The organism is Phormidium sp. FACHB-592 (assembly GCF_014695795.1).
Classification (GTDB): Bacteria; Cyanobacteriota; Cyanobacteriia; order Leptolyngbyales; family Leptolyngbyaceae; genus Stenomitos.
The window spans coordinates 38,184-62,930 of record NZ_JACJOZ010000023.1; the positions used below are offsets into that span (position 1 = coordinate 38,184).

Annotated in this window: 27 protein-coding genes; 12 read left to right on the plus strand and 15 right to left on the minus strand. The window is 49.5% G+C overall.

All coding sequences use genetic code 11. The features are described from left to right. Window positions 1-72: 72 nt before the first annotated feature. The 3 genes from nblR to H6F86_RS04700 all read right to left on the minus strand — a co-directional run bounded on the left by nblR (window position 73) and on the right by H6F86_RS04700 (window position 2,863). Window positions 73-768, minus strand: a complete 696-nt coding sequence (gene nblR, locus H6F86_RS04690) for a response regulator transcription factor NblR (RefSeq protein WP_190446947.1) — start codon at window positions 766-768, stop codon at window positions 73-75. Between the two features lie 117 nt (window positions 769-885). Further along, window positions 886-1,803: an NAD(+) kinase gene (locus tag H6F86_RS04695; protein WP_190447062.1), complete on the minus strand. Its 918-nt coding sequence runs from the start codon at window positions 1,801-1,803 to the stop codon at window positions 886-888. A 73-nt stretch (window positions 1,804-1,876) separates the two neighbouring features. Beyond that, on the minus strand, window positions 1,877-2,863 hold the full coding sequence (locus H6F86_RS04700) for an SDR family oxidoreductase (RefSeq protein WP_190446948.1): 987 nt from the start codon (window positions 2,861-2,863) through the stop codon (window positions 1,877-1,879). A 517-nt stretch (window positions 2,864-3,380) separates the two neighbouring features. Here H6F86_RS04700 and H6F86_RS04705 point away from each other — a divergent pair. From H6F86_RS04705 to H6F86_RS04715, 3 genes are all read left to right on the plus strand, one after another. Next, window positions 3,381-3,782: a metalloregulator ArsR/SmtB family transcription factor gene (locus tag H6F86_RS04705; protein ID WP_190446949.1), complete on the plus strand. Its 402-nt coding sequence runs from the start codon at window positions 3,381-3,383 to the stop codon at window positions 3,780-3,782. A gap of 163 nt (window positions 3,783-3,945) precedes the next feature. Continuing rightward, window positions 3,946-4,848, plus strand: a complete 903-nt coding sequence (locus tag H6F86_RS04710; RefSeq protein ID WP_190446950.1) for a permease-like cell division protein FtsX — start codon at window positions 3,946-3,948, stop codon at window positions 4,846-4,848. A gap of 88 nt (window positions 4,849-4,936) precedes the next feature. Then, window positions 4,937-5,827 (plus strand): DUF3598 family protein, encoded by an 891-nt coding sequence (locus H6F86_RS04715; RefSeq protein ID WP_190446951.1) that lies wholly within the window; start codon window positions 4,937-4,939, stop codon window positions 5,825-5,827. Between the two features lie 13 nt (window positions 5,828-5,840). Here the strand turns inward: H6F86_RS04715 and H6F86_RS04720 are convergent, their stop codons facing one another. Continuing rightward, window positions 5,841-6,587: an SDR family oxidoreductase gene (locus H6F86_RS04720; RefSeq protein ID WP_190446952.1), complete on the minus strand. Its 747-nt coding sequence runs from the start codon at window positions 6,585-6,587 to the stop codon at window positions 5,841-5,843. 94 nt (window positions 6,588-6,681) lie between these two features. Between H6F86_RS04720 and H6F86_RS04725 the strand changes: the two genes are divergently transcribed. Next, a complete protein-coding gene (locus H6F86_RS04725; RefSeq protein ID WP_190446953.1) occupies window positions 6,682-7,650 on the plus strand; it encodes a LysR family transcriptional regulator in 969 nt (322 codons plus the stop codon). On the opposite strand, the gene H6F86_RS04730 is transcribed toward H6F86_RS04725, so the two are convergent. Next, window positions 7,619-7,885, minus strand: a complete 267-nt coding sequence (locus tag H6F86_RS04730; protein ID WP_190446954.1) for a hypothetical protein — start codon at window positions 7,883-7,885, stop codon at window positions 7,619-7,621. The genes H6F86_RS04725 and H6F86_RS04730 overlap by 32 nt on opposite strands. A 63-nt stretch (window positions 7,886-7,948) precedes the next feature. Then, window positions 7,949-8,185 (minus strand): hypothetical protein, encoded by a 237-nt coding sequence (locus tag H6F86_RS04735; protein WP_190446955.1) that lies wholly within the window; start codon window positions 8,183-8,185, stop codon window positions 7,949-7,951. Between the two features lie 615 nt (window positions 8,186-8,800). On the opposite strand from H6F86_RS04735, the gene H6F86_RS04740 reads away from it, so the two are divergent. The 4 genes from H6F86_RS04740 (at window position 8,801) to serS (ending at window position 12,335) form a co-directional block, all read left to right on the plus strand. After that, a complete protein-coding gene (locus tag H6F86_RS04740; RefSeq protein ID WP_190446956.1) occupies window positions 8,801-9,571 on the plus strand; it encodes a 16S rRNA (uracil(1498)-N(3))-methyltransferase in 771 nt (256 codons plus the stop codon). Between the two features lie 181 nt (window positions 9,572-9,752). Then, entirely contained in the window at window positions 9,753-10,844 is a 1,092-nt protein-coding gene (locus H6F86_RS04745) for a tetratricopeptide repeat protein (RefSeq protein ID WP_190446957.1), read from the plus strand. A gap of 32 nt (window positions 10,845-10,876) precedes the next feature. Next, on the plus strand, window positions 10,877-11,047 hold the full coding sequence (locus tag H6F86_RS31880) for a hypothetical protein (RefSeq protein ID WP_206756004.1): 171 nt from the start codon (window positions 10,877-10,879) through the stop codon (window positions 11,045-11,047). Between the two features lie 7 nt (window positions 11,048-11,054). Then, window positions 11,055-12,335, plus strand: coding sequence for a serine--tRNA ligase (gene serS, locus H6F86_RS04750; RefSeq protein ID WP_190446958.1), 1,281 nt, complete (start codon window positions 11,055-11,057; stop codon window positions 12,333-12,335). A gap of 254 nt (window positions 12,336-12,589) precedes the next feature. On the opposite strand, the gene H6F86_RS04755 is transcribed toward serS, so the two are convergent. From H6F86_RS04755 to H6F86_RS04775, 5 genes are all read right to left on the minus strand, one after another. Then, window positions 12,590-13,996 carry a ferredoxin:protochlorophyllide reductase (ATP-dependent) subunit N gene (locus tag H6F86_RS04755; RefSeq protein ID WP_190446959.1) on the minus strand — a complete coding sequence of 469 codons (1,407 nt, stop codon included), beginning with the start codon at window positions 13,994-13,996 and terminating at the stop codon, window positions 12,590-12,592. A gap of 117 nt (window positions 13,997-14,113) precedes the next feature. Next, on the minus strand, window positions 14,114-14,542 hold the full coding sequence (locus H6F86_RS04760) for a DUF5331 domain-containing protein (protein ID WP_190446960.1): 429 nt from the start codon (window positions 14,540-14,542) through the stop codon (window positions 14,114-14,116). Between the two features lie 86 nt (window positions 14,543-14,628). After that, entirely contained in the window at window positions 14,629-15,492 is an 864-nt protein-coding gene (gene bchL / locus H6F86_RS04765; RefSeq protein WP_190446961.1) for a ferredoxin:protochlorophyllide reductase (ATP-dependent) iron-sulfur ATP-binding protein, read from the minus strand. A 618-nt stretch (window positions 15,493-16,110) separates the two neighbouring features. Beyond that, window positions 16,111-16,704, minus strand: a complete 594-nt coding sequence (locus H6F86_RS04770) for a hypothetical protein (RefSeq protein ID WP_190446962.1) — start codon at window positions 16,702-16,704, stop codon at window positions 16,111-16,113. Window positions 16,705-16,723: 19 nt separating this feature from the next. Next, on the minus strand, window positions 16,724-17,203 hold the full coding sequence (locus tag H6F86_RS04775) for a hypothetical protein (RefSeq protein WP_190446963.1): 480 nt from the start codon (window positions 17,201-17,203) through the stop codon (window positions 16,724-16,726). Window positions 17,204-17,937: 734 nt separating this feature from the next. On the opposite strand from H6F86_RS04775, the gene H6F86_RS04780 reads away from it, so the two are divergent. Then, the gene (locus tag H6F86_RS04780; protein WP_190446964.1) at window positions 17,938-18,867 is read left to right on the plus strand and encodes a hypothetical protein; all 930 of its coding nucleotides are present in this window, start codon (window positions 17,938-17,940) and stop codon (window positions 18,865-18,867) included. A gap of 147 nt (window positions 18,868-19,014) precedes the next feature. On the opposite strand, the gene H6F86_RS04785 is transcribed toward H6F86_RS04780, so the two are convergent. Next, entirely contained in the window at window positions 19,015-20,124 is a 1,110-nt protein-coding gene (locus H6F86_RS04785; protein WP_190446965.1) for an S-(hydroxymethyl)glutathione dehydrogenase/class III alcohol dehydrogenase, read from the minus strand. 189 nt (window positions 20,125-20,313) lie between these two features. Then, the gene (locus H6F86_RS04790; protein WP_347240085.1) at window positions 20,314-20,682 is read right to left on the minus strand and encodes a DUF2809 domain-containing protein; all 369 of its coding nucleotides are present in this window, start codon (window positions 20,680-20,682) and stop codon (window positions 20,314-20,316) included. Window positions 20,683-21,178: 496 nt separating this feature from the next. Between H6F86_RS04790 and H6F86_RS04795 the strand changes: the two genes are divergently transcribed. Continuing rightward, window positions 21,179-22,180 carry a sigma-70 family RNA polymerase sigma factor gene (locus tag H6F86_RS04795; RefSeq protein ID WP_190446967.1) on the plus strand — a complete coding sequence of 334 codons (1,002 nt, stop codon included), beginning with the start codon at window positions 21,179-21,181 and terminating at the stop codon, window positions 22,178-22,180. A gap of 464 nt (window positions 22,181-22,644) precedes the next feature. After that, window positions 22,645-23,043, plus strand: coding sequence for a response regulator transcription factor (locus tag H6F86_RS04800; RefSeq protein ID WP_190446968.1), 399 nt, complete (start codon window positions 22,645-22,647; stop codon window positions 23,041-23,043). 83 nt (window positions 23,044-23,126) lie between these two features. On the opposite strand, the gene H6F86_RS04805 is transcribed toward H6F86_RS04800, so the two are convergent. Then, entirely contained in the window at window positions 23,127-23,309 is a 183-nt protein-coding gene (locus H6F86_RS04805) for a hypothetical protein (RefSeq protein ID WP_190447063.1), read from the minus strand. 273 nt (window positions 23,310-23,582) lie between these two features. After that, window positions 23,583-23,837 carry a hypothetical protein gene (locus H6F86_RS04810; RefSeq protein WP_190446969.1) on the minus strand — a complete coding sequence of 85 codons (255 nt, stop codon included), beginning with the start codon at window positions 23,835-23,837 and terminating at the stop codon, window positions 23,583-23,585. Window positions 23,838-24,122: 285 nt separating this feature from the next. On the opposite strand from H6F86_RS04810, the gene H6F86_RS04815 reads away from it, so the two are divergent. Further along, the gene (locus tag H6F86_RS04815; RefSeq protein ID WP_190446970.1) at window positions 24,123-24,701 is read left to right on the plus strand and encodes a DUF2854 domain-containing protein; all 579 of its coding nucleotides are present in this window, start codon (window positions 24,123-24,125) and stop codon (window positions 24,699-24,701) included. Window positions 24,702-24,747: the final 46 nt, after the last annotated feature.

Consider the following 24,747-nt stretch of genomic DNA (forward strand, 5'->3'; position numbering starts at 1 on the left):
GACCTTCGCCTGAAGCCTTCTAGCTTTTTTGCTTAGTCGCTTGCAGCGAAGGCTAAGTTCCCACCGTGCGGCTTATGCTTCACGCATGACGTAACCGACACCGCGCACAGTCTGAATCAGGCGCTTTTCACCGTCGTCCTCAATCTTCAGGCGCAGGTAGCGGATGTACACTTCGATGACGTTCGATTCGCCCACAAAATCGTAGCCCCACACGTTTTCCAAAATCTGTTCACGGGTCAGGACTTCGCGGGGATGCTCCATCAGGTACTTCAGGAGTTCAAATTCTTTCATGGTCAGGTCGATCGCCCGACCGTTTCGCAAGGCGCGCCGAGTGGCTAAATCCAACATTAAATCGCCAAAGCGCAACCGTTCGCTAGCGGGGTTATCGGGTTGCAGGTACAGGCGCACAAGCCGCAGAAAGTCTTCTGTCCGATAGGGTTTGAGGAAGTAATCATCTGCGCCAGCTTCCAGGCAGGCAACTCGATCGTCGACGCCATCGCGCGCCATCATCAGTAAGACGGGAGCACGATTGCCCAGCGATCGCAGGCGGTTGCAAAACCATAGCCCCGATTCGCCCGCTAACAAACGATCGACCACGATCAGAGAGGGCTGCTGCTCAGTCACCTGCCGTAGCCCACCGATTGCATCCGGTGCCAGCATTGTGTCATAGCCAGATTCTTTAAGGTCAAGGCTGACGTGCTTTGCCAGTGCTTCATCAGTTTCGACCAACAGCACACAGGGATTTGTGTCAGAAGGGACGCTATTCATATGCAGTGGGGAGAAGGATAGCAATCAGGCAATAACCAAATTTATAAGAATGTTAGTAGGAATGAATACCTAGTCAATATCCTTCCTGTTGTAGCACGTCTGCACCAGACTATTTTATTACGGTAGCTCTACGGAAGTGGGTTTAGCAACGTGAGGCAGCCCCCAGCCAAGCTTTTCGCGCAGGAGATGAAAAAATTCTGGTGGTCGCAGCCGTATGAAGCGAGCGTGATAGCGCGATCGCTCAATGCGAACACGATCGTCTGGAAACACAAAACACCCACCATTGCCATCTACCACCATCACCATTCGATTTGGGGTAGCGGGGAAAATAGTCACGCATTCCGTATCCGCAAAGACGAGTGCCCGCGATGCCAGCGAATGAGGGCAAATAGGCACCAACTGAAGCACAGGCACGCCAGGCGTCACTACGGGACCACCAGCTGAAAGTGAGTATGCCGTCGAGCCAGTCGGCGTAGAGACAATCAACCCATCTGCCGCAATATCAACCGGCGCATGCTTGCCAATTTTGACTTCAAAATGGCACATACTCGTCAACGGCTCACGGTGAATGACCATTTCATTCAGGCACAGTGCCTCCCAGAGCATCGTGTCACCGCGATGCACTTGCACCAGCAGCATGGCTCGTTCTTCTAGCTCGTACTCGTTAGCCAGGATGCCTTCCAACGCTTGCGGCAGTTGGTTCAGGTAGGTTTCTGTAAGAAAGCCCATGTGTCCTGTATTCACCGTCAGCAGCGGAATGCCGTAGGGCGCTACCTGGCGGAAGGCAGAAAGCACAGTGCCATCGCCTCCCAGCACGATCGCAAAGACCATATCGCGATCGAACCCTGGTGGATTGAGATACTCGATCGGCATATGGCAAACTGGACCCTGCGGGTCAGAGTAGCCCAGGATGCCACCAGCACCGGTTGCCAGACAGACCTCCCAGCCACACGCTACCAGCTTGTCTCGGATCTCTTCGGCAGTACGACAGGCCACAGGCTTAATGTCGTTGTAAATAATGCCAGCTTTGGGCACGGGAAAGGCTCGGCTGAAGGGCAATGATTGAGTACTAGGGACTATACCATTTTGGGTCGTCTCCTAGAGCAGTCTAGAATCTAGGGTAGGTTCGCTTCTTATCGTTTTTTTGCTTGCTTTTGCCTTTTGATTTCTCGTAATCAAGCTCTTTCAGCTTTTTAAGAATCCGGCTGAAGTAATCTTGCATATACGCTTCTAGCGTCGTCGTCTCGTTTGGATCGAGCCCAAACACCGTATAAACGTCATCCATCGGCGCAGTCAGTGGCTTGCCTGTAGACACCACCTCTGCAAAAGCGAGCCGATCAGAGATGTTCCACGTCCACTGAAAAAAGCGGGTAATCCGGCGTACGGTTCGCATTAGACCGAGCGGCATGCGCGTAACTTTCGCATCGCGCCCTGACAGGCGCTCACACAGCCGAATAATTTCATACGCGCCCCATGCCCGTGAACCAACGATCGGAAACGTTTTGTTGTCTGTTTCTGGTACTTTTAGCGCCTGAATGGCAAACTTAGCGACATCCTGCGTATCCATATAAGCTGTGGGTGACGTATCGCCCATGACCCAAACCGATTGGTTTTCTAGCACTGGAATCGCATATTGCCCAATCAACCCCTGCAAAAAGCCGCAGGGACGAAGAATGGTGTAATTTAACCCCGATTCTGCCAGAAAAAGCTCTGTACAGTGTTTCACCTCCATCAGCGGCACATGGGGATACTTTTCGGCATCAAGAATTGAAAAGAAGATGAAACGCTTCACGTCTGCGGCTTTCGCTGCCTGAATCAAGTTGACGTTGCCCTCCCAATCCACCTGCTTGATGTTGAGTGAATCAGTTGCTCGCGTGGTCGCTGCATCAATCACAGCATCAATGCCTTCCAGAGCTGGCGTCAACGTTTCTGGCACACACAAGTTGCCGACTACCAACTCTGCTCCCCATTCCCTTAAAAACGCTGCTTTTTTGAAGCTACGCACTAGGCAGCGAACCTGATATCCCTCATCTAACGCGCGACGGGTAATCTGTCTGCCTAAAGTGCCTGTGGCACCCACAATTAATAGATTCATGAGGGAGTAGTAACTATTTCTTAACTTTTTGTAAGATTTTATCAGAAATTGCTCATTCTTCGTCTGAGTTGAGCAGAGACGATCGCCTCGGACAATTGCCTGACTTGGTTGACTTTAACTTACTTAACCATCGTCTTACAATGTCGATCGCACGGACGCCCATTACTGAGAAGCCGAAATGAAAATTGGGAAAGAGGGTCAATCTTTGTAAAACTTTGTCGTTGACTTGCGCTTATGGCTGACGATCGCGCCTTCATAAGCAGAGATAGTGCTGCCAGGGCTAGACTATGATCAGGGGCGATTATTATCGTTTGTGATTGCTCTGGCGCGATCGTACAGGGGTGCTTTGCTATCTTCAACGCTTTAACGTTTTGACACGCTAGCAAAAGACCATAACGTTACGCTTGCTGTGCCAATTACTTGAAATTGACGTTTAATAGGCGTTGAGTTGATTGTGCTAACGTGACAGCCGAAACTAGAGAACGATCGTTATTCTTTGTCCTTCAATGGTTTAGCCATGTCTCGCTTCAAACCCATTGCTGCTAACGCCTCTCCTCCAGAGGTAGAGCTAAATTGCACCGTTCAGCACCCGGTTGACTTAACCAGCGTGCGACAGTTGCATCGCGACCTGCTCAACGTTGAGAAAGCGCAACGCATGGCAGAGTTTTTTAGCTTGCTGGGCGACGCAAACCGCCTTCGCCTTTTGTCCGCACTGGCAATACAAGAGCTATGCGTCTGCGATTTAGCCGCTGCTGTCAAGATGTCGGAATCAGCGGTTTCACACCAGCTTCGGGCATTACGAGCCATGCGTTTAGTCAGCTATCGCAAGCAGGGTCGCAACGTCTTTTATTGCCTCAAAGATAGCCACGTCCTCAATCTTTATCGTGAGGTGGCAGAGCATCTTGATGAGGATGATTAGGTAGTAGCGGTGGCACACCCTATAGTGATCCTATTTGAATAATGAGAATTATGCTGGTATGAGCGGTCAGCGGTCAGCAGCCAGCAAAAAAGCCGATCGCTGACCGCTAAATGATTCAGTCTTGCTCACAAAGGATTTAGGACTGCTATAGAAGGAATGGCGCGTGTTTCAATTTTTGACAAAGTTAGATTATCTCCTCCGCGAAACGCTGTTGGGTCTGCGGCGAGGTGGGTGGATGAACTGGGCAGCGATTAGCACTGTAACGGTGTTGCTGTTCCTCTTTGGTGTGAGCCTCCAGGCATCCTGGCAGCTTGAAGGACTGCTCAATCAGTTTGGCAGCCAGTTGGAAGTCTCCGTTTACCTGGATACAGGCGTGCAGGCAGAGACGCTAAAGCCGATCGTTGCTGCAATGCCGGGAGTAGCAGACACCCAGACTGTTTCTAAAGAAGCCGCCTGGTCAGCGTTGGTGCAAGATTTGGGTGTGTCGGATATCAACGGTGCGACAAAGCAGCTAGATGGCAACCCACTGGTCGATCAGCTTAAGGTAAAAGCGCGATCGTCGCAGGATGTACCGCTTGTTGCCCAAAGGCTTGCAAAGGTTGAAGGGGTGGATGAGGTGCAGTACGTCGATGAAGCCGTACAGCGCGTTGGGCAACTGAATCGCGGCTTAAGTTGGGTGAGCTTCACGGTGACGACCTTGTTGACCTTAACGGCGATCGCCGTCATTACTACAACGATTCGCCTCATCGTGATGGCACGCAAGCGAGAAATCGAAGTGATGCAACTGGTTGGTGCAACAGCGATCTGGATTTATTTGCCCTTCATCCTGCAGGGCATCACCTTCGGCGTTGTAGGCGCAGTACTGTCTTGGGGGCTAATTAGCAGCATTCAGCACTTTCTCAATAACCTACTCGCTCAACAGCCCGAATTTGTTCAATTTCTAGCGAATGGCGTACAAATTAGCCCGCTGCGTGTGATTCTTCTACCGTTGATTTTGCTAGGTTTTGGCAGTTCTGTAGGCGTACTGGGCAGCCTATTTGCCGTGCGCCGGATTGCGGTGAAGTAGGGGAGCCAGTGGTTGAAACCACCGGGATGAAAGATTTGTCAGTCAGAACCGAAAACCGCCCTCTGCTTTTACCTTCTGCCTTCTACCCATGCAATCCCAATGGCATTGTCTACTAAAAAATCTGGGCGTATGGCAAGGTTCGTTTGCTAGATTTTCGCCGACGGGAGAGTGGCGAGAAGAAACGCCCACGATCGTCTCTCTAGAGGGCTTGAACGATGACCAAACAGTGCGTCAGATCATTCAGCGCTATGCGCCGATGGTAGAAGCAGGTTCTCGTCCTCCCTTGCAAGCTGATGTACCGATCGATGAAAAAGTTTTGGAGTACAGCTCTCTAGGTCGAGGTGTGCTGTTTTTTGAGGATGGTGCGTTTTCGCAAGGCTCGATGCAGTTTGCGCCCTTTTCAGAGTTTGGCGCAGAGTTGGGTTTGATTGCGGGCGATCGTCGGTTGCGGTTGGTGCAGTTGTTCGATCGCGAGAGCCAGCTTTCACAACTTACCCTCATTCGTGAACAGCGTGCAGGTAGTGATGCTGCCAAACGCGCACCGTTAACACTAGAGGCACTACTGGGTGAGTGGCACGGTGAAGCGATCACGCTGTATCCTGATTGGCGATCGCCGACTACGTACTCAACCCACTTACAAATCAGCCGTAGTGGTGACAATCAGGTAGTGCAGGCACTAACGTTTGGTAACGGTGCTGGCTCAACGATACGATCGACAGCGAACGCGGTTGGATCACTCTTACAGTTCAATCAGGGCGCGTTGCCCGTGCAAGTGCTGCTCTTGCCAGATGGGGCTTCTGCAACCAGTCCTCTTCAGATCCAGACACAGCAACCGTTCTTTTTGGAGGTTGGTTGGCTCCTTCAACCCCATCAACGCCAGCGGTTAATCCGCAGTTATGACAGCAAAGGGGCATGGGTTAGCCTTACCCTAGTGAACGAGCAGAAAGTGACAACTAGCACTCATAGCCATACCAATTAAAAGAAAAACGCTCTTACCACTGCAAAGCGATCGGACCACCAAATTTCCGCATTTCAGCGAAGAATTTACCTTGTGCGCCATGTTCTGGCAAAGTTGCCAGGTAGAGAGCCGTTTCAGCGCCCTCATCAGCAGTAAAGGGTGCATCCGAGCCACCCATATCAGTTTTCATCCAGCCTGGAGAGTAGGCATTGACCAAAATGTTGGTGCCCTGAAGCTCTTTTGCCAGCAGGACGGTTAAGCCGTTTAGCCCCAACTTTGATAGCCGATAAGAGGGCGAGAGAGGGTAGTAATCACTGCCAAGCGTCGTTAGCGAAGCCATTTCAGTGGAGACATTTACAATCCGACCGTAGTTATGTGTCTGCATCAATGGCAAGAGCGCCTGCGTGATCCGAGCCACAGCCAACACATTTGTTGAAAAGGTTGAAAGCATTGTTTCTAGCTGTACCGTGAGCAGGCTGGCTTCTTCGGGCTGACTAGGATTCACACCTGCGTTATTGACCAGAATATCGACTCTGCCATAGGTTTGCTGTGCCCAGGTGGTTAGCTGCTGCACGCTAGAGTCATCGTTCACGTCCAGAGTGTGATAAGCCACCTGAATACCTTCCGCTGCCAGACGCTGTTGTGCGGTCAGACCATCCTGCTCTTTACGGCTAGTTACAACAACCTGAATGTTATCTTGCTGAGCTAATTTACGAGCGATCGCATAACCAAGCCCTTTGTGACTGCCGGTTACCAGCGCAATTTTTTGTGGCACGCTCATTGCATTCCTTGTAGTTTGGATTGATTTTGCTTTAGCAGCACTGTAGCAACCGTTAAACTATTGAGCAAGTCAATTTTGGCGATAGATTGTATCAATGAAATCAATTGATTTAGCTGCGATCGACCTGAATCTGCTAGTTGCGTTTGAAGCAATGCTAGAACAACAGAGCGTGACGCTTGCAGCCGAGCAGCTTCAGATCGGGCAGCCTGCCATGAGTGCGTCACTCAACCGTTTGCGGCGCTTGTTTGAAGATGAACTGTTCGTGCGACTAGGACGACAGATGCAACCAACGCTTAAAGCACAGACGATCGCTCCGGGGCTTTTGGCAGCCTTGCAGCAGATTCGTCAGACCATTGCCTCTAGCCAAACGTTTCATCCGGCAACGAGCGATCATACCTTTGCGCTTGGTAGTTCCGACTACACCAGCTTTGTTTTGGCACCACCGCTACTGGCATTTAGTCAGCAAACAGCACCATTGCTCAATTTTCGTCTGGTTGGTTTTGAGAAGGACAGCGTTGGCACATTACTAGAACAAGGCGCGATCGAGGTTGCGGTGGGTGTGTTCCCTCATTTACCGCGACAGACCCAATGCGAACCATTGTTTGAAGAGCGCTTTGTAGGCATTGCACGTCAAGGGCATCCGGCATTAAAGCAGGGCGCAATGAGCCTAGAAACGTATGTCAACCATTCTCATGCCCTGGCAACGCTGCGTCGGGATAGTGTTGGTGCCATTGATCGTGCCTTAGGCAAACAGAGTTTAGAGCGCCGCATTACCCTGACAACGCCGCATATGCTGGTATTGCCCTTTGTAATTGCGTCTAGTGATTTAGTAGCAGCAGTGCCGTATCGAGTCGCTCTACGTTTAGCAAGTAGCTGTCAGTTGACCATTTTCGAACTGCCTGTCGAAACCAGACCGTGGATGGTGTCAATGCTGTGGAGCACGCTCAGTGGTCATGACGAAGCAGCCTGTTGGCTACGCGATGCGATTAAAACAGTGTGTCATTCGCTGGAGCCTGCGGCAAAAGCACAACTCAGTCTTCACCGCACGGTTGGGTTGCCTTAATGGAGCGATGGATCAGCCGACAGGGCCAAAGAAAAGCACCACAAAGACTAACGGCTGCGATCGCTGCAAAAACTTTCCATCGACTTTCAGGTGGCTCGGGTGCTTCTGATGTAGTGGTTTCAGAACGATCCACACCATCCAATGACGAGTGCGATAGTTGACTGGCTGCATTCACGCCTTCGATCGCGGCTCCAATCATATAAGCCGCCAGGGCAATGCCTAACCAGTTATTCATAAAAATGTGCCCTTGAACTGTGAGCGATGAAGCGGATATCGAGGGCTTGGTTAATGTTCAGCGTTAGTGACTTCCCTGGTTAATTGCTTGTCTATCTTCAGCAATATCGCGAATGAGTGGCAGCTTCGACTGTATGTATGTATCGAGATGTCGAGCATCTTGAGGGTCGATCGACTGTTGAGCTTTAAATCGTTTAAGGAGAAATTGCACTAGGTCAGAATCTTCAAATTGCAGTAACGTACTGACTTGAGTAGACTCTACTAAAGCCCAAAGCTGTCGCATCATTTTTGGAGAGACCATAGAGTCGAACCTCTTAAGCTTTTCTTTATAATTACACGGTTTTCCGATTTGAGATGCTTTTAGACTCAAACTTTACGTTGTGGCAGCACCAGTTTTAGGGTGTACTAGGCTTTATCTAGCTTTGTTATGAGATAGGGGATGGTTTAAGAGCTAGCGGCATTGCCTTGCCCTCTACTATGCCTGCAACTCCAGTTAGCTTTCAGTGCTATAGAACACTGGCAAAGAGAAACATCGTGTCTGAGAAAGTGTTAATTTCGTCTAGCTTTGCTTTGACGAACTTTTACCGTCCTCAGGCTTACAAGTTATCGTCCTGCCGCTGCTTTGTCAGCCTCTCTAAAGAGTGAGCTAATACCAATTCTCTTTTTATAAGCTGTAAATTAAGAGCCCCTTGCCTACGGCTCTTGTTTGAGGAATGTTGAAGGGGATCAACCGGAAATTTGTCACTAGACCGTCGTGTTAGGACTGCTCAGGCACAGCTAACGTTGCTAAGTAGTCGATCGACCGCTGAAGCGTAAGCCTTTTGCGTCTACGCTAACGCTGGGTTCGATCTTCGCTAGTCTTAAGATGGTGGCGATCGGATCAGAGCGATCGTGGTGAGATGACTGAGGATAAGTCGTGCAATTACAACGACTGGTGGTCAAGGCAGAACAACTGCAAAATGAGCACGTGCGTTTGGAGCCGTCTCAACTGCACTACCTCCAACGAGTGCTGCGGTTAGGCGTGGGCGATCGCTTTATTGCAATGGATGGAGAGGGACACGCATGGCTGGCGACACTAAAACCGCTGACTGATTCGCTTGCACAGGCAACCAGCATGCAGGCAACCATCTTAGAGCCAATTACTGCGCCTACCGAGTTAGCGGTGCGCGTAACGCTGGTGGCAGCATTGCCCAAAGGTAATGGGTTTGATGAAGTGGTGCGCCAGTCTACAGAATTGGGAGTTGACCAACTTTTGCCTGTCATAAGCGATCGTACGTTGCTCAACCCAAGCCCACAAAAGCTCGATCGCTGGCAACGCATTGCGAACGAAGCGGCTGAACAGTCCGAACGTCTTTGCGTGCCCCACATTACTGCTCCTATCTCTTTCACTGCCCATCTTCAACAGACCTGTTCGCAGACCGATTCGCGCCTCCAGAAATATCTCTGCGTCGCACGGGGATCGACACCTCACTTGCTAAACTGCTTGCAAGCCTCAATGTCAGATGCATCCTTACCTCAAGTGATGATTGCCATTGGTCCCGAAGGCGGTTGGACTGATGCTGAAGTTGCAGCCGCGATCGACGCAGGCTATCAACCCGTCTCTCTCGGCAGTCGCATTCTTCGCGCTGTCACCGCTCCGCTAGTAGCGTTGTCGTTAATTGCCGCTGTATGGGAGAGCGAAAGGTAAAGGCAAAAGGCAGAAGGCAAAAGATAGAAGGTAAAAGCTGACACTTAAAAGCTAATGGCTCCCCCTTTCACCCCTTCAATTTTTCCCCCTTTCACGCCTCAATTTTTCCCCCTTTCACCCCTTCAATTTTTCACGCTTTACCCTTCACTCCTCACCTCTTACCCCTCACCCCTCTCCTCCCATGCTTGACGCCATTGCCGCTGCTTTCGATCGTCAGGATTACCAAACGGCTGCTCAACTGGTAGCGCAACTGTTGGCGCAATCACCGCAAAACCCGTGGGCGCAGTTTTATGCTGGTCGCTTGCAGGAAGTATCGGGGAAACTCGATACAGCGGCGGACACGTATCGGCAACTGCTTCGCGCTACAACCAATCAAAAACTGGCTGGTTACTTGCGTCAGGGTATCCAGCGGATTGAGACAAAACAGCGCGATCGCCGACAGCAAGCGATCGCACAGGCAACGGCAGAACCCAACAACAATGCCTCTGGGTTTTTGGTGCTGGAAGCGGTGACGGGTGACGATCGCGCTACAGTTGTACAAAATTTTGCGCGGGTCATGAAGCTAGACGCTTACACCGTGCGGATGCTTCTTCCTAATCGCGGTTGGCGGCTGTATCGGGCTGGGGTCACAGGTGAACTGCAAGTGTACGGTCAAGAACTTCGGCAGGCGGGCATTCCAACCTTTTGGGCATCACAGCCTGAAATTGAGGCAATTCAACTCTTTCGAGTTAACTCGTTTCAAGCTGCCTCGCCCAAAGCAACAGTGGTTTGCCAGAACGTGCAGGATCAGGTTGGCTTTCTCAGCTTCGATTGGTCAGAGGTAACGCAGCGAGTCGAGGGGATGCTGCCAATTTTTGAGCAAGTGTTGGATGTGGGCTACCGCAATCGGCTGGAACGCAAAGCAGAAACCCAGGATTATGCTCACTTCTGTGATCTGCATTTGCCAGGACGACGCTGCATTCTGCGTCTGCACGACAGTAGCTATCAGTTTGATGAAGGTGTTACTGCTAACGCTCAGGTGGCAATCGCCCCGACCGATCGCACGACCATCCGCACAAACTGGAATCAGTTAATGGCTCTGCTCAAACGCCAAACACCCAACGCCGAAACCTGGTCACAGTTCACCCCGTTTGGCGAGACTGCCGCAGACTTTAGCAGACCGCTCCTCCGCTTGAAGCCTCACATTTATCTCTCACGACGGGAAGATAGTTATTGGGATTCTGCCTTTCATCTCTACAGCAGCCTCATTTTTCTGCGAGGAGCCAAACGTTAGCGTCTTAAGCTGGGTTTTACTGCTTTAAGTTATTGGCGAAGCAGGCGATCGCAGAATCTCAAAATAACCAAAGTAGTCAGGTATCTGCCTTTGAGAGTTGGCAAGAGGCTGTGGATAAATGTTTGATGGACAAAACCATTACTCTAGAATGGGGCTTGTGGTTTTCTACCCACCCGATCGACCAACACCTTTCTAAAAGCTGATATTCCTGTGCTTGACCTAAAGCTAATTCGAGAAAATCCAGACCTTGTGCGCAAAAAGCTAGCAACTCGCAATGGTAGCTACGATATCCAGCCACTGTTGCAGTTAGATGAGCAACGTCGATCGCTCGAACAGGAGCGATCGCGGCTTCAGGCAAGGGGCAACGAAATCGGTAAGCTGGTTGGGCAGAAGATGAAGTCTGGCAGTAAACCTGACGATGCTGAAATTCAAGCCCTGAAGGATGAAGGCAACCAGGTTAAAGCCAAATTGAGCGATCTGGAACCGCAGGAAAAAGAGTTGAAAGTGCAGATTGAAGAACGCCTGTTGGAGTTGCCCAATTTGCCCAGCGACACCACGCCGATCGGCAAGAATGAAACCGAAAACGTTGAAGTACGACGCTGGGGCGATGAATACAAACCGCACCACCCTGGGCTTTTACCGCATTGGGAAATTGCCGAAAAACTTGGCATCCTCAATACAGAACGGGCGACGAAGCTTGCTCAGGCTCGCTTTATTGCCTTACTGGGTGCAGGTGCCGCGTTAGAGCGGGCGTTGATTAGTTTTATGCTCGATCGTCAAACTGCCGCAGGGTACCTCGAAGTATTGCCCCCGCTCCTGGTTAACACTCAATCCCTAACTGCAACAGGACAATTGCCCAAATTTGCCGAAGAAAGCTTTCAGTGCAAGGATGATGATCTCTGGCTGATCCCCACTGCGGAAGTGCCTGTCACCAACCTTTATCGAGACGAAATTCTAGCAGCAGAGGAATTGCCCATCCATCACTGTGCTTATACGCCTTGCTTCCGACGTGAGGCAGGCAGCTATGGGCGCGACACTCGTGGGTTGATCCGGCTGCACCAATTCAACAAAGTCGAACTTGTCAAACTCGTCCGTCCCGAAACCTCCGAGCAAGAACACCAGACGCTGGTTCAAAATGCTGAGGCAATTCTGCAAGCGCTCAAGCTGCCCTACCGCGTGATTGAACTTTGCACAGGTGACATCGGCTTTGGTGCTGCCAAATGCTACGACCTGGAAGTATGGCTACCATCTGCCGAAACCTATCGGGAAATCTCAAGCTGCTCCAACTTTGGCGATTTCCAAGCACGACGCGGCAATATTCGCTTTAAGGAAGCAGGCAAAAAGGGCACTGAGTTTGTCCACACGCTTAACGGTTCTGGTCTAGCGGTCGGTCGCACGATGGCAGCGGTGCTTGAGAACTATCAACAGCCGAATGGCACAGTTAGCATCCCCGAAGTGCTGCAACCGTTTTTAGGACGATCGGTGTTGTAAAAAGCAAACAACCTTAGAAACCGGATTGCTGGCAAAGGTTAAGTGGAACCAGTAGCGTTCTAACAGCGAGAAACCCAGTTTCTGACAATTCATGGAGCACTAAAAAAACTTGCTGACTAAATAGCTATAGTCGGGCCAGGTCGGGCTGGTCAATTCATCTTGGCTATAAAGAGAGCACTCAAGTTAGCAAAAAAGTAGGGACGATCCACGGAACGCCCCTACAAAGGAAACCAACTTATTTGAAAGACGATCGACTAGACTTTCGTTTCTTCCCGCACTAACTTATCCCAACCGAGATCTTTGAGGTTGTTGTTGCGACGAAGGGGACGTGTCACTAGTTCCAGAATGTCGCGGGCATTGGTGAAGCCATGAATTTGGGCGAAGGTAAATTCGACCGACCATTTCGTGTTGATGCCACGCGCTTCCAGGGGGTTAGCATGTGCCATGCCAGTGATCACCAGGTCAGGCTTTAGTTCAGTAATGCGCTGAAGCTGGTTGTAGTTGTCAGGCTTCTCAACAATACGGGGAGTGGGAACGCCCATTTCGTGACAGGTTTTCTCCAACAGCGTCAGCTCTGCTGCCTGGTAGCGCTTGTCCATATAAGGAATGCCGATTTCAGGGCAACTCATGCCGCAGCGGATAAGGAATCGGGCGAGGGAAATTTCCAGCAGGTTGTCACCCATGAAGAAGACAGATTTACCACGAATGAGTTGCAGGTAATCTTCCATCCCTGCCCAGATTTGCGCTTCCCGATCGTCCAAGCCTTTCGGTTCAATACCAAACACCGAGCAGATTTTTTCAATCCAGGCACGAGTACCATCAGGACCGATCGGGAACGGTGCGCCAATCAGCTTGCACTTACGGCGACGCATGAAGGTCGTGGCAGTACGCGAGAGAAAGGGATTAACACCCGCCACGTAGTAGCCTTCTTCAATCACAGGTAGTTCTGTATAGCGCTTAGCAGGTAGCCAACCAGAGACTTTGATGCCCTGTTTCTTGAGTTCCAACGTTAATTGGGTGACAACGGGATCGGGTAGAGAACCGAACAGCACCAACGGCGGATGATCCACATACTCAGAGTCTGAGGTGGCAATCTCTTCTTTTTTGCGACCGAAGTTAAGCAGTTTGGCGATCGCGTTACGCTCTTCTTTGTCGCCTTCCGCAGCGGGTGGTTTTTCGGGGCAGCGGTTAACCATTGCAGCCAGAACGGTATCTTCGCCTTGCGTGAAGGCATAATCTAGACCGTTCGCGCGCGCTACAACGATCGGAATCCCAATTTCAGCTTCTAAGCGAGGAGCTAGCCCTTCCAAATCCATTTTGATGATTTCGGTGGTGCAGGTGCCAATCCAAACGATAACGCTGGGGTTGCGATCGCGCTTAATCTGTACGCACAGCCGCTTCAGTTCTTCGTAGTCGTTGAGTTGGGCAGAAATATCGCCCTCTTCCAGTTCTGCCATTGCGTAACGTGGCTCAGCGAAGATCATCACACCCATTGCATTTTGCAGAAAATAGCCGCAGGTCTTGGTGCCAATAACTAGAAAGAAGCTGTCTTCAATCTTTTGGTAGAGCCATGCGACGCAGCTAATGGGGCAGAAGGTATGATAGTTGCCTGTCTCGCATTCAAAGTTCAGGGCTTGCGGTTCAGTTTCGGCAAGAGTCATGAGTCAGTGTCCTCTCTAGAAGGAATTGTTAATGGTTGGTAGAGGCGGGTTTAGGAATCAACTTGATTAGTAGCAGAGGGGATCGACAAACCTGCCCGTACAGAAGATGGTGGAGGCTTAATCGCGTCGATCGCGGGAGCCTCGGCAGTCTTCGTCGATTTGGGCAGGTGCTTTCTTAGGGAGCTTGCTTGCCTGGATGTTGATCTCATTTAAAGCAGCGGGGAGCATCCTGACAGCCCCATTGGCAGTTTTATTGGCTTTGCCATTTTGGGCGGCGATCGTGTTTACATAATCTTCGGGGTTGAAGTTCAGCCCTAATGCCATCACGATGCGATCGGGGTTATTGCTCAGATCGACCACCAGAGGCAACAGTTGGGCAAGTCGGGGTTCTAACACTGAGAGAGTTGCCAGGATGAAGCCAGAAGACGGACGGCGTTGACCATCACAGTTGACCCATATACCTAAACGCGATAGCCATTGGCGATTTTCAGCGTAGTAGGTCAGCCATTTCTCTCGCACCGACTGGCGGATTTGCTCGGTATTCACGGGGTAAAGAAGTTTTGAGTTTTGAGTTTTGAGTTTTGAGTTTGGTCGCCACTCATCACTCAAAACTTATCACTCATAACTTTCCTTTAAACCATCATCAGATCTAATTCTTCTTCTGACCGCACAGGTGGCTTGGCAGGGTTGAGGTAGAAGTCAGACAAGAGCGAGAATAGTTCGCGATCGGGTGTGTCGGTGGGCACTACACCTTCAGGGCGCGCCAGAATTTGATCAGCAATGTTGAGGTAGTAATCGCACACATAGTTGAGCGACGGATCGGTTTCTGCCATTTCAAACAGCGTCTTGCCTTTCACACGCGATACGCGAATATCTTCAATCAGCGGCAAAATTTCCAGAATGGGCATGGGCACCGTTTCAACGTATTTGTCGATCAGGTCACGCTTGGAGGTACGGTTGCCGATCAAGCCGCCGAGACGTAGGGGATGGGTGCGCGCTTTTTCACGGACGGAAGCTGCAATTCGATTGGCGGCGAACAGAGCATCAAAGCCGTTGTCGGTCACAATCATGCAGTAGTCGGCGTAGTTGAGGGGAGCCGCAAAGCCACCACACACTACGTCACCCAGCACATCAAACAAAATGACATCATATTCGTCGAAGGCGTTGAGTTCTTTCAACAGCTTGACGGTTTCACCTACAACGTAGCCACCGCAGCCTGCACCGGCTGGCGGTCCACCCGCTTCCACGCAGTCCACGCCACCGTAGCCTTTGTAAATGACATCTTCAGACCACACATCTTCGTAGTGATAGTCTTTTTCTTGCAGCGTGTCGATGATGGTGGGAATGAGAAAGCCAGTCAGCGTAAAGGTGCTGTCGTGTTTGGGGTCGCAACCAATTTGCAGTACTTTTTTGCCACGACGCGCCAGTGCTACTGAGATATTGCAGCTTGTCGTGGATTTGCCAATGCCGCCTTTGCCGTAAACTGCGAGTTTCACTCTAGTTAGTCTCCTAATCGTGTCGTGTCATCTGGGCGATCGCCGCTGGGCAATGAAGTCATTATTGGGCAACTCCATCGCAAAGGAAAGGGCTGCCAATAATGAACAGGTCTATAAAAGAGAGCCTTGGCTTCCCTGAAATCACCCATCTCTTACAGTGAAATCATAAACGCCTGTCAGCCTCGAAAAACGCACCGTAATCAGTTTTAACCTTTGCTTTTTATAGAAAATGGAACAATAGACAATAAAGAAAAATCCGCTGAGAGGTTTACTCTGGCGGAATTTTGCTGCGATCGCCCCTTCACCACAACTCGATCACCGCTCTCACTCCACAGCCACCACTCTCACAGCCGACGTAGCAGGGATTAGCAGCACTGTAACCCTTGCTGACACGTGATCGAGACGCTGAAACGTATGCAATTATCCATCTATTGCGGCTGACTCTTTGCTCTCTGACCACAGCCAACCGCTTTTTTATTAAAAATAGTGACAACTTGCCAAACCGTATCTTTTTCGTAACAGTTGCGCGGCAAGGATTAGATTCCCGACTTCTATGACAGGGCTATGCCACCCGTCTCGCTTTCATCAGAAGTTGAGGATCTGTTGCGTACAAATGTGTTACTGCTTCACATAAGTAGGAATGAATTTAGAGGAATTCTCGGGATCATCACGCAATAACGTTTTCCTGTCAGTTGAGACATTTAGAGTGAACGTACAACAATCGGCACAATTAGGAGCTTTAGTTGAGCTATCTACACCTTTAATGGGTTTAATTGGGTCGTTAGTAAAAGTGAGCTTGTTACCATCAATTTTGACTTTGCCACGCTGTTTATTAGTGGCGAACGAAGATTCAAACGTGCCATCAGAATTGATTGTTAGTTTCATCTGATCAGCTATTTGACGGCTCATTGTCTCAAGCATTTCAAGTGGCACATTTGCGCCCAGCTTTTCAAATTCTCTCTGCTGAACAGCTAAGTCTTGCTCATCAGTGACACCTTTATATATTCCTGCCAGTGACTCGATCGTGAGTGGTGCAGGAACAGGAGAGGCGCTCGCGGGTTTAGGAGATGCGGGACGATCGTCGGTGGCGATCGCGGACGGTACAGTTTGAGTACACGCGCCCAATAGCACCAAAACTGGCAGCAGAAGCAAGACCGACGGAATTCGTATGATGACTGTACAAAGAGCTTTTGGCTTAAAAATAGTGCGCATCCTTTTCATCGCCGATACGTTACTGCTTCACATACACACGCAGCAGTTGCGAGGGATTTCGGGGATTGTAAAACAGTAATTTTTTCTTATCGGCTGAGGCATTGAGAGCCACGGCTGTGGAAACGTTGATGGCGGCATCTGTTTTGATGCTGATCGGTTTGCCTGCACTATCAACGAGAAGGAGTTGGTTGCCATTAACCTTGACTTTGCCCTGCACCTTCTTAGCGTCAAGATCCTGAAAGTCAAAGCCGCTATCGGCATGGAGAGTGATTTCACAATCTTCAAACATATGTCGGGCAAACTCTGCAAGTCTTTTTAATTCCTTGTCACTCAAGCCAGTTTTTCTTTCTTCCTCCAAAAACTTTGCTAACCACTGCTCATCGACAACACCTTTATACGTTCCTGCCAGTGACTTGATCGTGGGCGGTGCGGTAACAGGCTTGGCGATCGCAGGCTTGAGAGACGCAGGGCGATCGTCAATGGCTTTTGCAGAGAGCACTGCTTGAGTACAAGATGTTGACGCCAGCAAAACTGGAAGCAGCAGTGGAATTAGTAAAGCTCTCATGGTGGTTGGTCGTGGCTGCGTGAGAAAGAATAAACCAAACGTTAACAAAACTCAGTCGCAGGAGACATCCGCATCATTACTTGATTAAATGTTTAAAGGCTTGAGCGATCGTCTTGAGTCATCAGCAGACAAATTAAAGCTGATTATTGAGTTGACTGGCTAAAAGTCTAGAACCCTCATCCATCTACTGTTGGGGCTAGTCAAGATAACATGGGTTTATCAAGACAAAGTGTGCCTCTACAGCCTCAGTCATATATTTAGAGTTTCGACTATCCACCAACACAGTTTTGCCCTTGTAGCTACGGTTTTAAGCACCTAGCAAAAAGTTTTGTGAGTTAATGAGGCTGATTGTTGAACTGACCAAATTGTTGTTGCGATTGCAAAACTGACTAAAATTTTGCTTCAACCTAGAGCCAGAGGCAGTATAACGGCAGTAAGTGTAAAAGTTGTCTTAGATTGACGCATAAAATTATTTCGCTATCGTGCAGTTTTGACGGACTGAGGCTTCATTTAGTGACTAGAGAATCTACTTGAGTCGGCTGAAAGGCATTAGTAAAGGGGCACTAGCCCCTGTAGCAACATTTTTGAATTGTGTCGTTTTGCATCCTCACACGACGCTGGCAAGAAGCATTTTTTCAACCATCCTCTCAACGTATAAGGAGAACCGCGTGCCTCAAGATCTCACAGCTTTCAGAAAAATTTCCTTTCAAACTGTTGATGTGGAAGTAGCTCTAGCAGAAATTGAGTATCAATATCTCAAATTTGTCTGCGAAGCAACGCTGCGTAATTCCGATGATGTTTTGCGAGAGCAAATTCGCCATTTGCGCATTGCAGGGTTACCATCGTTTGATGATTGGCGCAAGCAAGGCGTTGCTCAAGGTCTGCTGCTGCCTCCAATTGAAACAAATACGATTCCAACGATCGCGGTTGAAAGCAGTGACAGTGCTGTTGACACAGTGGTAGAGCCACAAAGTGATGAAACGAGCGCTTCGCCGATTGAAACTTCCGCACCCAAAGCACAGCAAACGAAGGCAAAGTCCTCAGCAAAAGCACCCGCACTAACGTCGCCCAGCAAAGCAACGGATACTCTGTTGAAGAGCCTCTCTGACCCATCGACTGCAAAACTAACATCGCGAGAAGTGATTGAGCAGCAGCACGAACAACTCACCGTACTGCTCAAAGAAGGCAAAACGATGGATGATCTTGCCGCGTTGTTGACCAGCAACGGTGCCAAGATCAGCGCTTCCACGCTCAGAAATTATCTGTCGGCTGCCAGACGGAAAGCAAAAGTAGGCAGAGGTTCAGCGAAAAAGTCGGTCAGCGTAGACGCGACACCAGCCGCCACTGAAACGCGATCGTCCGACACCGCAGACACCGTAGCAGAACCCACCGACTCCAGCACCTCAGAGCCATCGCTAACAGCAGAGACCCCAGTAGAGCCAACGCTTGCACCGCCCAAGCCTACCAGAGGTCGCCCTAAAGCCGCTGCGAAATCAACACTTGAGCATGAAACTAGCGTGATACCATCGCGCTCACGTAAGCAGCCATCGCCGCTAGACGTATCCCCCGTGCCAAGACGACGCAAGAGCAGAATTTAGCCTCTCTATTGCAACCAGTTATAGACAGTAGCAACTGAATAGTTGCATGCTATAACGTCTGATACTGGTAGTTGAGCGGTGCCAAAGAGAGGAAGCGGCAAGCGATCGATGTGGGTAAACCAACACCGATCGCTTTTTCATTACTGACTAAAACGTGATCACAGTACGAATGCCTTCACCACTATGCATTAGGTCGAAGGCTTCATTGATGCGATCGATCGGCATCACATTGGTAATCAGATCATCAATATTGATTTTGCCTTCCATATACCAATCCACAATTTTGGGTACGTCCGTGCGTCCTCTAGCTCCACCAAAAGCACTACCCTTCCACACTCGCCCTGTTACCAGTTGAAAAGGTCGCGTGCTGATTTCTTGCCCTGCACCTGCCACGCCAATGATAACGCTCACGCCCCAGCCTTTATGACAGCATTCCAACGCTTGCCGCATCACGTTGACATTGCCAATACATTCAAAGCTGTAGTCGGCTCCACCCTTGGTCAACTCGACTAAATGTGCCACCAGATCACCTTCAACTTCACTGGGATTCACAAAGTGAGTCATGCCCAGCTTTTCTGCCAGCACTTTCTTTTTAGGGTTCAGGTCTACGCCGACGATCGTCTTTGCGCCAACCATGCGGGCACCTTGAATCACGTTTAGCCCAATGCCACCCAAACCAAACACAACGACAGTAGAGCCGTATTCTACTTTGGCGGTGTTAACGACTGCGCCAATACCTGTCGTAACACCGCAACCGATGTAGCAAACTTTTTCAAAGGGGGCATCTTCCCGAATCTTAGCGAGTGCAATTTCAGGCAACACCGTGTAGTTTGCAAAAGTGGACGTGCCCATATAGTGATAGAGCGGCTGACCATCGATCGAAAACCGACTGCTACCATCAGGCATTACACCACGTCCTTGGGTTGATCGAATTGCCTGACAGAGATTAGTCTTTTGGCTCAAACAATACTCACAGTTGCGACATTCCGGTGTGTACAGAGGAATGACATGATCTCCCGGTTTCAGTGATGTCACGCCTGCACCCACTTCGACCACAATGCCTGCACCCTCATGCCCCAGGATGGCAGGAAACAGCCCTTCAGGATCTTTACCAGACAAGGTATAAGCATCAGTATGGCAAACGCCTGTAGCTTTGATTTCGACCAGCACTTCGCCAGCTTTAGGTCCTTCAAGCTGCACCGTTTCAATGCTTAGTGACTTGCCTGCTTCTAGCGCAACAGCGGCTTTGACATCCATAACTCTGCTCCAGCGTCCAATTTAAATTGCAGCTTTGCAAGTGCAGCTTTGAGTTTAGGCTTCAAAAACCCACACCCCACCAGCCTACAACCCACAGTCTAAAGTAGTTTGCCTCACCTACAACCATCCCTTCACCCTTCCACCCCCTTACTCTTCCACTCTTCCACTCCCTTACTCTTCCCTCTCTCCCTACACTTGCAACCATTGCATCGATCGCGCCCAGAGCCAGCCAAGCCAACTGCCAATTATGTAGGAAGGAAAATCAATCCAGCTAAAGGTATTGCCTAAAACGAGCCGTCCTGCTACAGTGGCGCGAGCCGCCTCTAAAAATGGTGGATGCCAGAGCTGAAGCCCCTCTAAGCCGCAAGTGGTGAGACAAACGCCAATGGCGATTGCTCGCAAAGAAATGCGCGGCAAGAGAAAAGCAACAAGCAAAATCCAGAAAACTTCGTAAGCAATGCTGCCAAGTGCATCATTCAACCATACGAATGTTGGTGTTGGAGCGAAGCGAATGATGTAACCCATCGGCGCAATAAAGCTCATGCTAACTAACAGCACAAGACGTTTTTTAAAAAACCAGGAATGTCTAAAGTGCAAAAGCAGCATGAGATTTTTGAGTCGTTTTGATGGTGGCAGAATTTTTCCTCAAGGCAGAGAGGAATCCGAGGCGAACTAACGAATGAAATAGCGGCAATCAGCCTCCAGCAGCTAACGCTGTGGAGACAACTTGCACAGAGCAAAACCGATCAACACGGTTCTGCTCACTCTTGAACGCAACTGCATTGTTGATCAGCCAGCTACTAAACCACACGTTAGGTACGTAAAAAAAGCTGATCGCAAGATAGTTTCACTGGGTAGTAGGGAACAAAAGATTGTACAACGTCAAAAATAAAATGGACAAAAATTTAAGGAGTTGCTATCGTCCATTATTGATTGCTTCAATCTCAACACAAAAGTTTAGAAAGTTTTTTCAAAAAAAGTGAGCATTTTCGAGATTCTTTGTTAAAGTTGGAGGCAATTTTACATCCTTTCCGAGAGTTTTATTTGAGCGTGTATGACTGCTAAATTGTCTTCTGATCTCCCTGAAACTGATTCTGCTGAATCAGAAGTTGCTGAACTTGATTTTGCGATCGATCTAACCGAAATTGAAGAGCTAGATCCCGACGATCCAGTTCCAGACAAGGTTCCCTATAAACCAACCAAAGCTGAACGTCTGGGTCTGACCGATGATTCAGTCGGGTTATTCTTACGTGAAATGGCACGCTATCCTCTGCTGACTCAAGCACAGGAAATCGAGCTAGCACGAGAAATTGTGAAGGGCGGCGATCGAGGCGAACAAGCAAAGCGGAAATTGGTGCGAGCGAATTTACGCCTCGTTGTTTCGATCGCCAAAAAATACCTCAATCGTGGCGTACCGTTTTTGGATCTGATCCAGGAAGGTGCAATGGGATTGATGCGAGCAGCCGAAAAATTTGACTACGAGCGTGGCTACAAGTTTTCAACCTATGCGTACTGGTGGATTCGTCAAGGTATTACCCGTGCGATCGCCTCTCAGTCGCGCACCGTGCGGCTGCCCGTCCACATGGTCGAGAAGCTGAACCAGGTTCGCAAAGCCCGTCAAACACTCTCACAAGCACTCGGACGCAAGCCTACCAAAGCTGAACTAGCAGCAGCGTTGGAAATTGATGAAGACAAGCTAGAGCAAGTGTTGGACGTGAGCCAGGGCACACTCTCACTGCACGCCTGGGTCGGGCGCGAAGAAGATACAGAACTCATGCAATTAATTGAAGACGCAGATAATATTGCGCCGAACGATTGCCTGGATCATAAATTGCTGTGCGATCGCCTCAATTCTGTTTTGGATCATCTTAGCGATCGCGAACGTGACATCATCAAACTGCGCTTTGGGCTTGAAGATGGACAGCACTACACCCTCACTGAAATCGGTGAACTCTATCAACTTTCGCGAGAACGGGTACGTCAAATTCAAGCAAAAGCCATGCGTAAGCTACGGCACCCACGTCGTCAAGCGTTGCTTAAAGACTGGATTCGCTAACGCGGTTCATCACTGGGCGATCGCCACACGCTAGTTATGATAGCCACCCAGATGCGGGAGGGACGATACGTGTGGCTGCTGCAAGTGGTAAAACTGCTGGGTTAAAGATGGCTACGCTCATTGCCTCAACAAGGTTTACAGGTTCTTCAAACAATTTAATTTTGCCCGTTAACCAATCATTTATCGAAGCAAACCGTTGATCGCCCCTATAAAAGCGATATTTGCTCAATTTAAATTGGTATGAGCTTAAATTGAGTCAGAATTACGCTTAGAGACCGCTTTGAGGCACAACCTGATTAGAAAGCGTTGACCTGAAACTTGATATGCTGTTGATCCCAACCCTTCTTTTATGCAAACGTCAGCTGATCAGCGGGGTTCGCTCGGATGACAGAGGCGATTAAGACGATCGCAGATTAAACTCTAAACTAAATCCCCTTGATGTTTAGTAATTTAGCAGGGCTAGAATGACGACCTGTGACCTTTCCGCTATCCGTGTTCTGATTGTTGATGACCATGAACTGACCCGACTCAGCTTGAGTTTGGCATTTCAGAATCAGCAAGATATGGAGCTAGTAGGGGTAGCAAGTAATGGGCAAGAAGCGATCGACCTGGTGAGACAACATCATCCTGATGTCATTGTTTTAGATCTCCAGATGCCCGTAATGGATGGCTTGAGTGCTTCTACTCATATCAAAAGCGCCAACCCAACTGTGCAGATTCTTGCCTACTCCTCTCTAGATGACCCCCAAACCGAGGTCATGTTGCAGACCGCAAAGATTGATGCCTTTCGGAAGAAAGACACTACCACAGAAGAACTGATTGCAACAGTCAGACAACTTAGCCAACGGGCTGCAAAGATGTAGCGATCGCCGCAGTGAATGAGGTGGGGCGATCGCGTCCTGCTAATTAAACGCTTTCACGCAATTAGCTAGCAGTGGAGTCAACGCTAACCTAATCGCGCCTCGGGAAACGTTTGCTGAAATTCATCCAACAAATCATCAATTTCTTCAATTGCCTGATTAACATCAATTCTGAGGGTGCCAAGATCTGGTTGTTCCAGCAAGCGCACTAAGGCTTCGCGCTTACCTTGAATCAGATCAATGCGTTCTCGGAGAGTTTCAGAATTAATCATTGGCACGTCCTTTCTTGATGGTGGCTTATGAGGCAGCTAATACGTCCCTATTGTAAAGCCTCTATTCACAATCGACTGTAAAGACAGTAAGCGGTTAGTAAGCTGCCTCCAAGGAGATTTCTAGTGAACAAAATACCCGTAGGGGCAGGTTTGCTACCAACGTGGTTGGCTATGAGCAAAGCTTCTGGTAAAACCTGCCCCTTACAAGCGGTACATTCTTTCTCAGAAGTCTTTTAAGAGACCGATTGCCTTTTCCAAAGGTATCTTTTCCTAATGTAGATAAGGTGGACGTTTGACATCCGCTGGCTTGCTTTTCACCACTTCCTCAATAAACCGCTTGAGCGCTCGATCGCGATTTTTCATAAACGCCGCCCAAAAGCCTGGCTGAAATTCATCCATTGTCTTGGCAAGTGCCCAGATATCCACAGCAAGGATGTTGTAAAGCTTTTCATCTTCGCGCTTGAGGGCATTGATCTGTTCTAGCAGCGAATCTTTTTCAGCGGCACGTTTTTCATTCTTAAACATAGAAGCGCCCAAAGTGAGGAAATTAAAGCCAACGATCGCGGGTCGCATCTGTCTATGTACCCTTATGACACGAGTCTAAGGCTGCCATCGTCATCCGTCTAGCATTCGCGTTAACCCACTATCCCGGCTTTAGCAAAACGCTGCCGCTATCTTTGTGACAGCCCCACGATCGCAAGAGACGTGCAGAGCAGGGACGCATTCGCATGATCGCGCGGTCGTTTTGCCCTAAGAGACGGATAATAAACTTAGAATAAATATTGACTCACCTGCTAGATCTTTAACTCTATGCTACGTCGAACTTCTTTGGGTACGCTGGGTCTAAGCATTGGTGGCATTTTAACCGTCGTTGGTTTTTGGGCATATTTTGTTGTCGATAATGCAACACTCAACCTGGTTGGCTTTTTCTATGGCATTCCGCTCCTACTGGGAGGGCTAGCGCTAAAAGCGTCTGAATTGCACCCAGTACCGCTTAGAGAACCGACCCCTGCCAGCGTGCTGACCTTACGAGAGCAACAGGCAACCGCAACCCAAAATCAGATTCGTAAAGACGTAACCCGCTATCGCTACGGTCAACGGGCACACCTCGACAGTTCCCTGACTCACCTTGGGTTAAGCCCTACCGATGAAGAATGTCCTGTTTTAGTAGGGGTACAAGAGGTTGAAACAGAGGGGGCTTATACACTGGTGTTGGAGTTTGAGTCGCCCTTAATTCCCCTTGAGGTTTGGCAAGAAAAGCAGGACAAAATTGCAGGCTTTTTTGGACCCGGCGTGAAAGCAACCGTTAGCCAAGCGGGTGATCAGAAGGTGGACGTAGCGCTTATTGCAACAGCAGCCGAGAAAGAGCCAGTTGCGTCATTAAACTGAGAATGTTTTAGAGATAGACAGGCTTCGACGTCAGTACTCAGCTAGA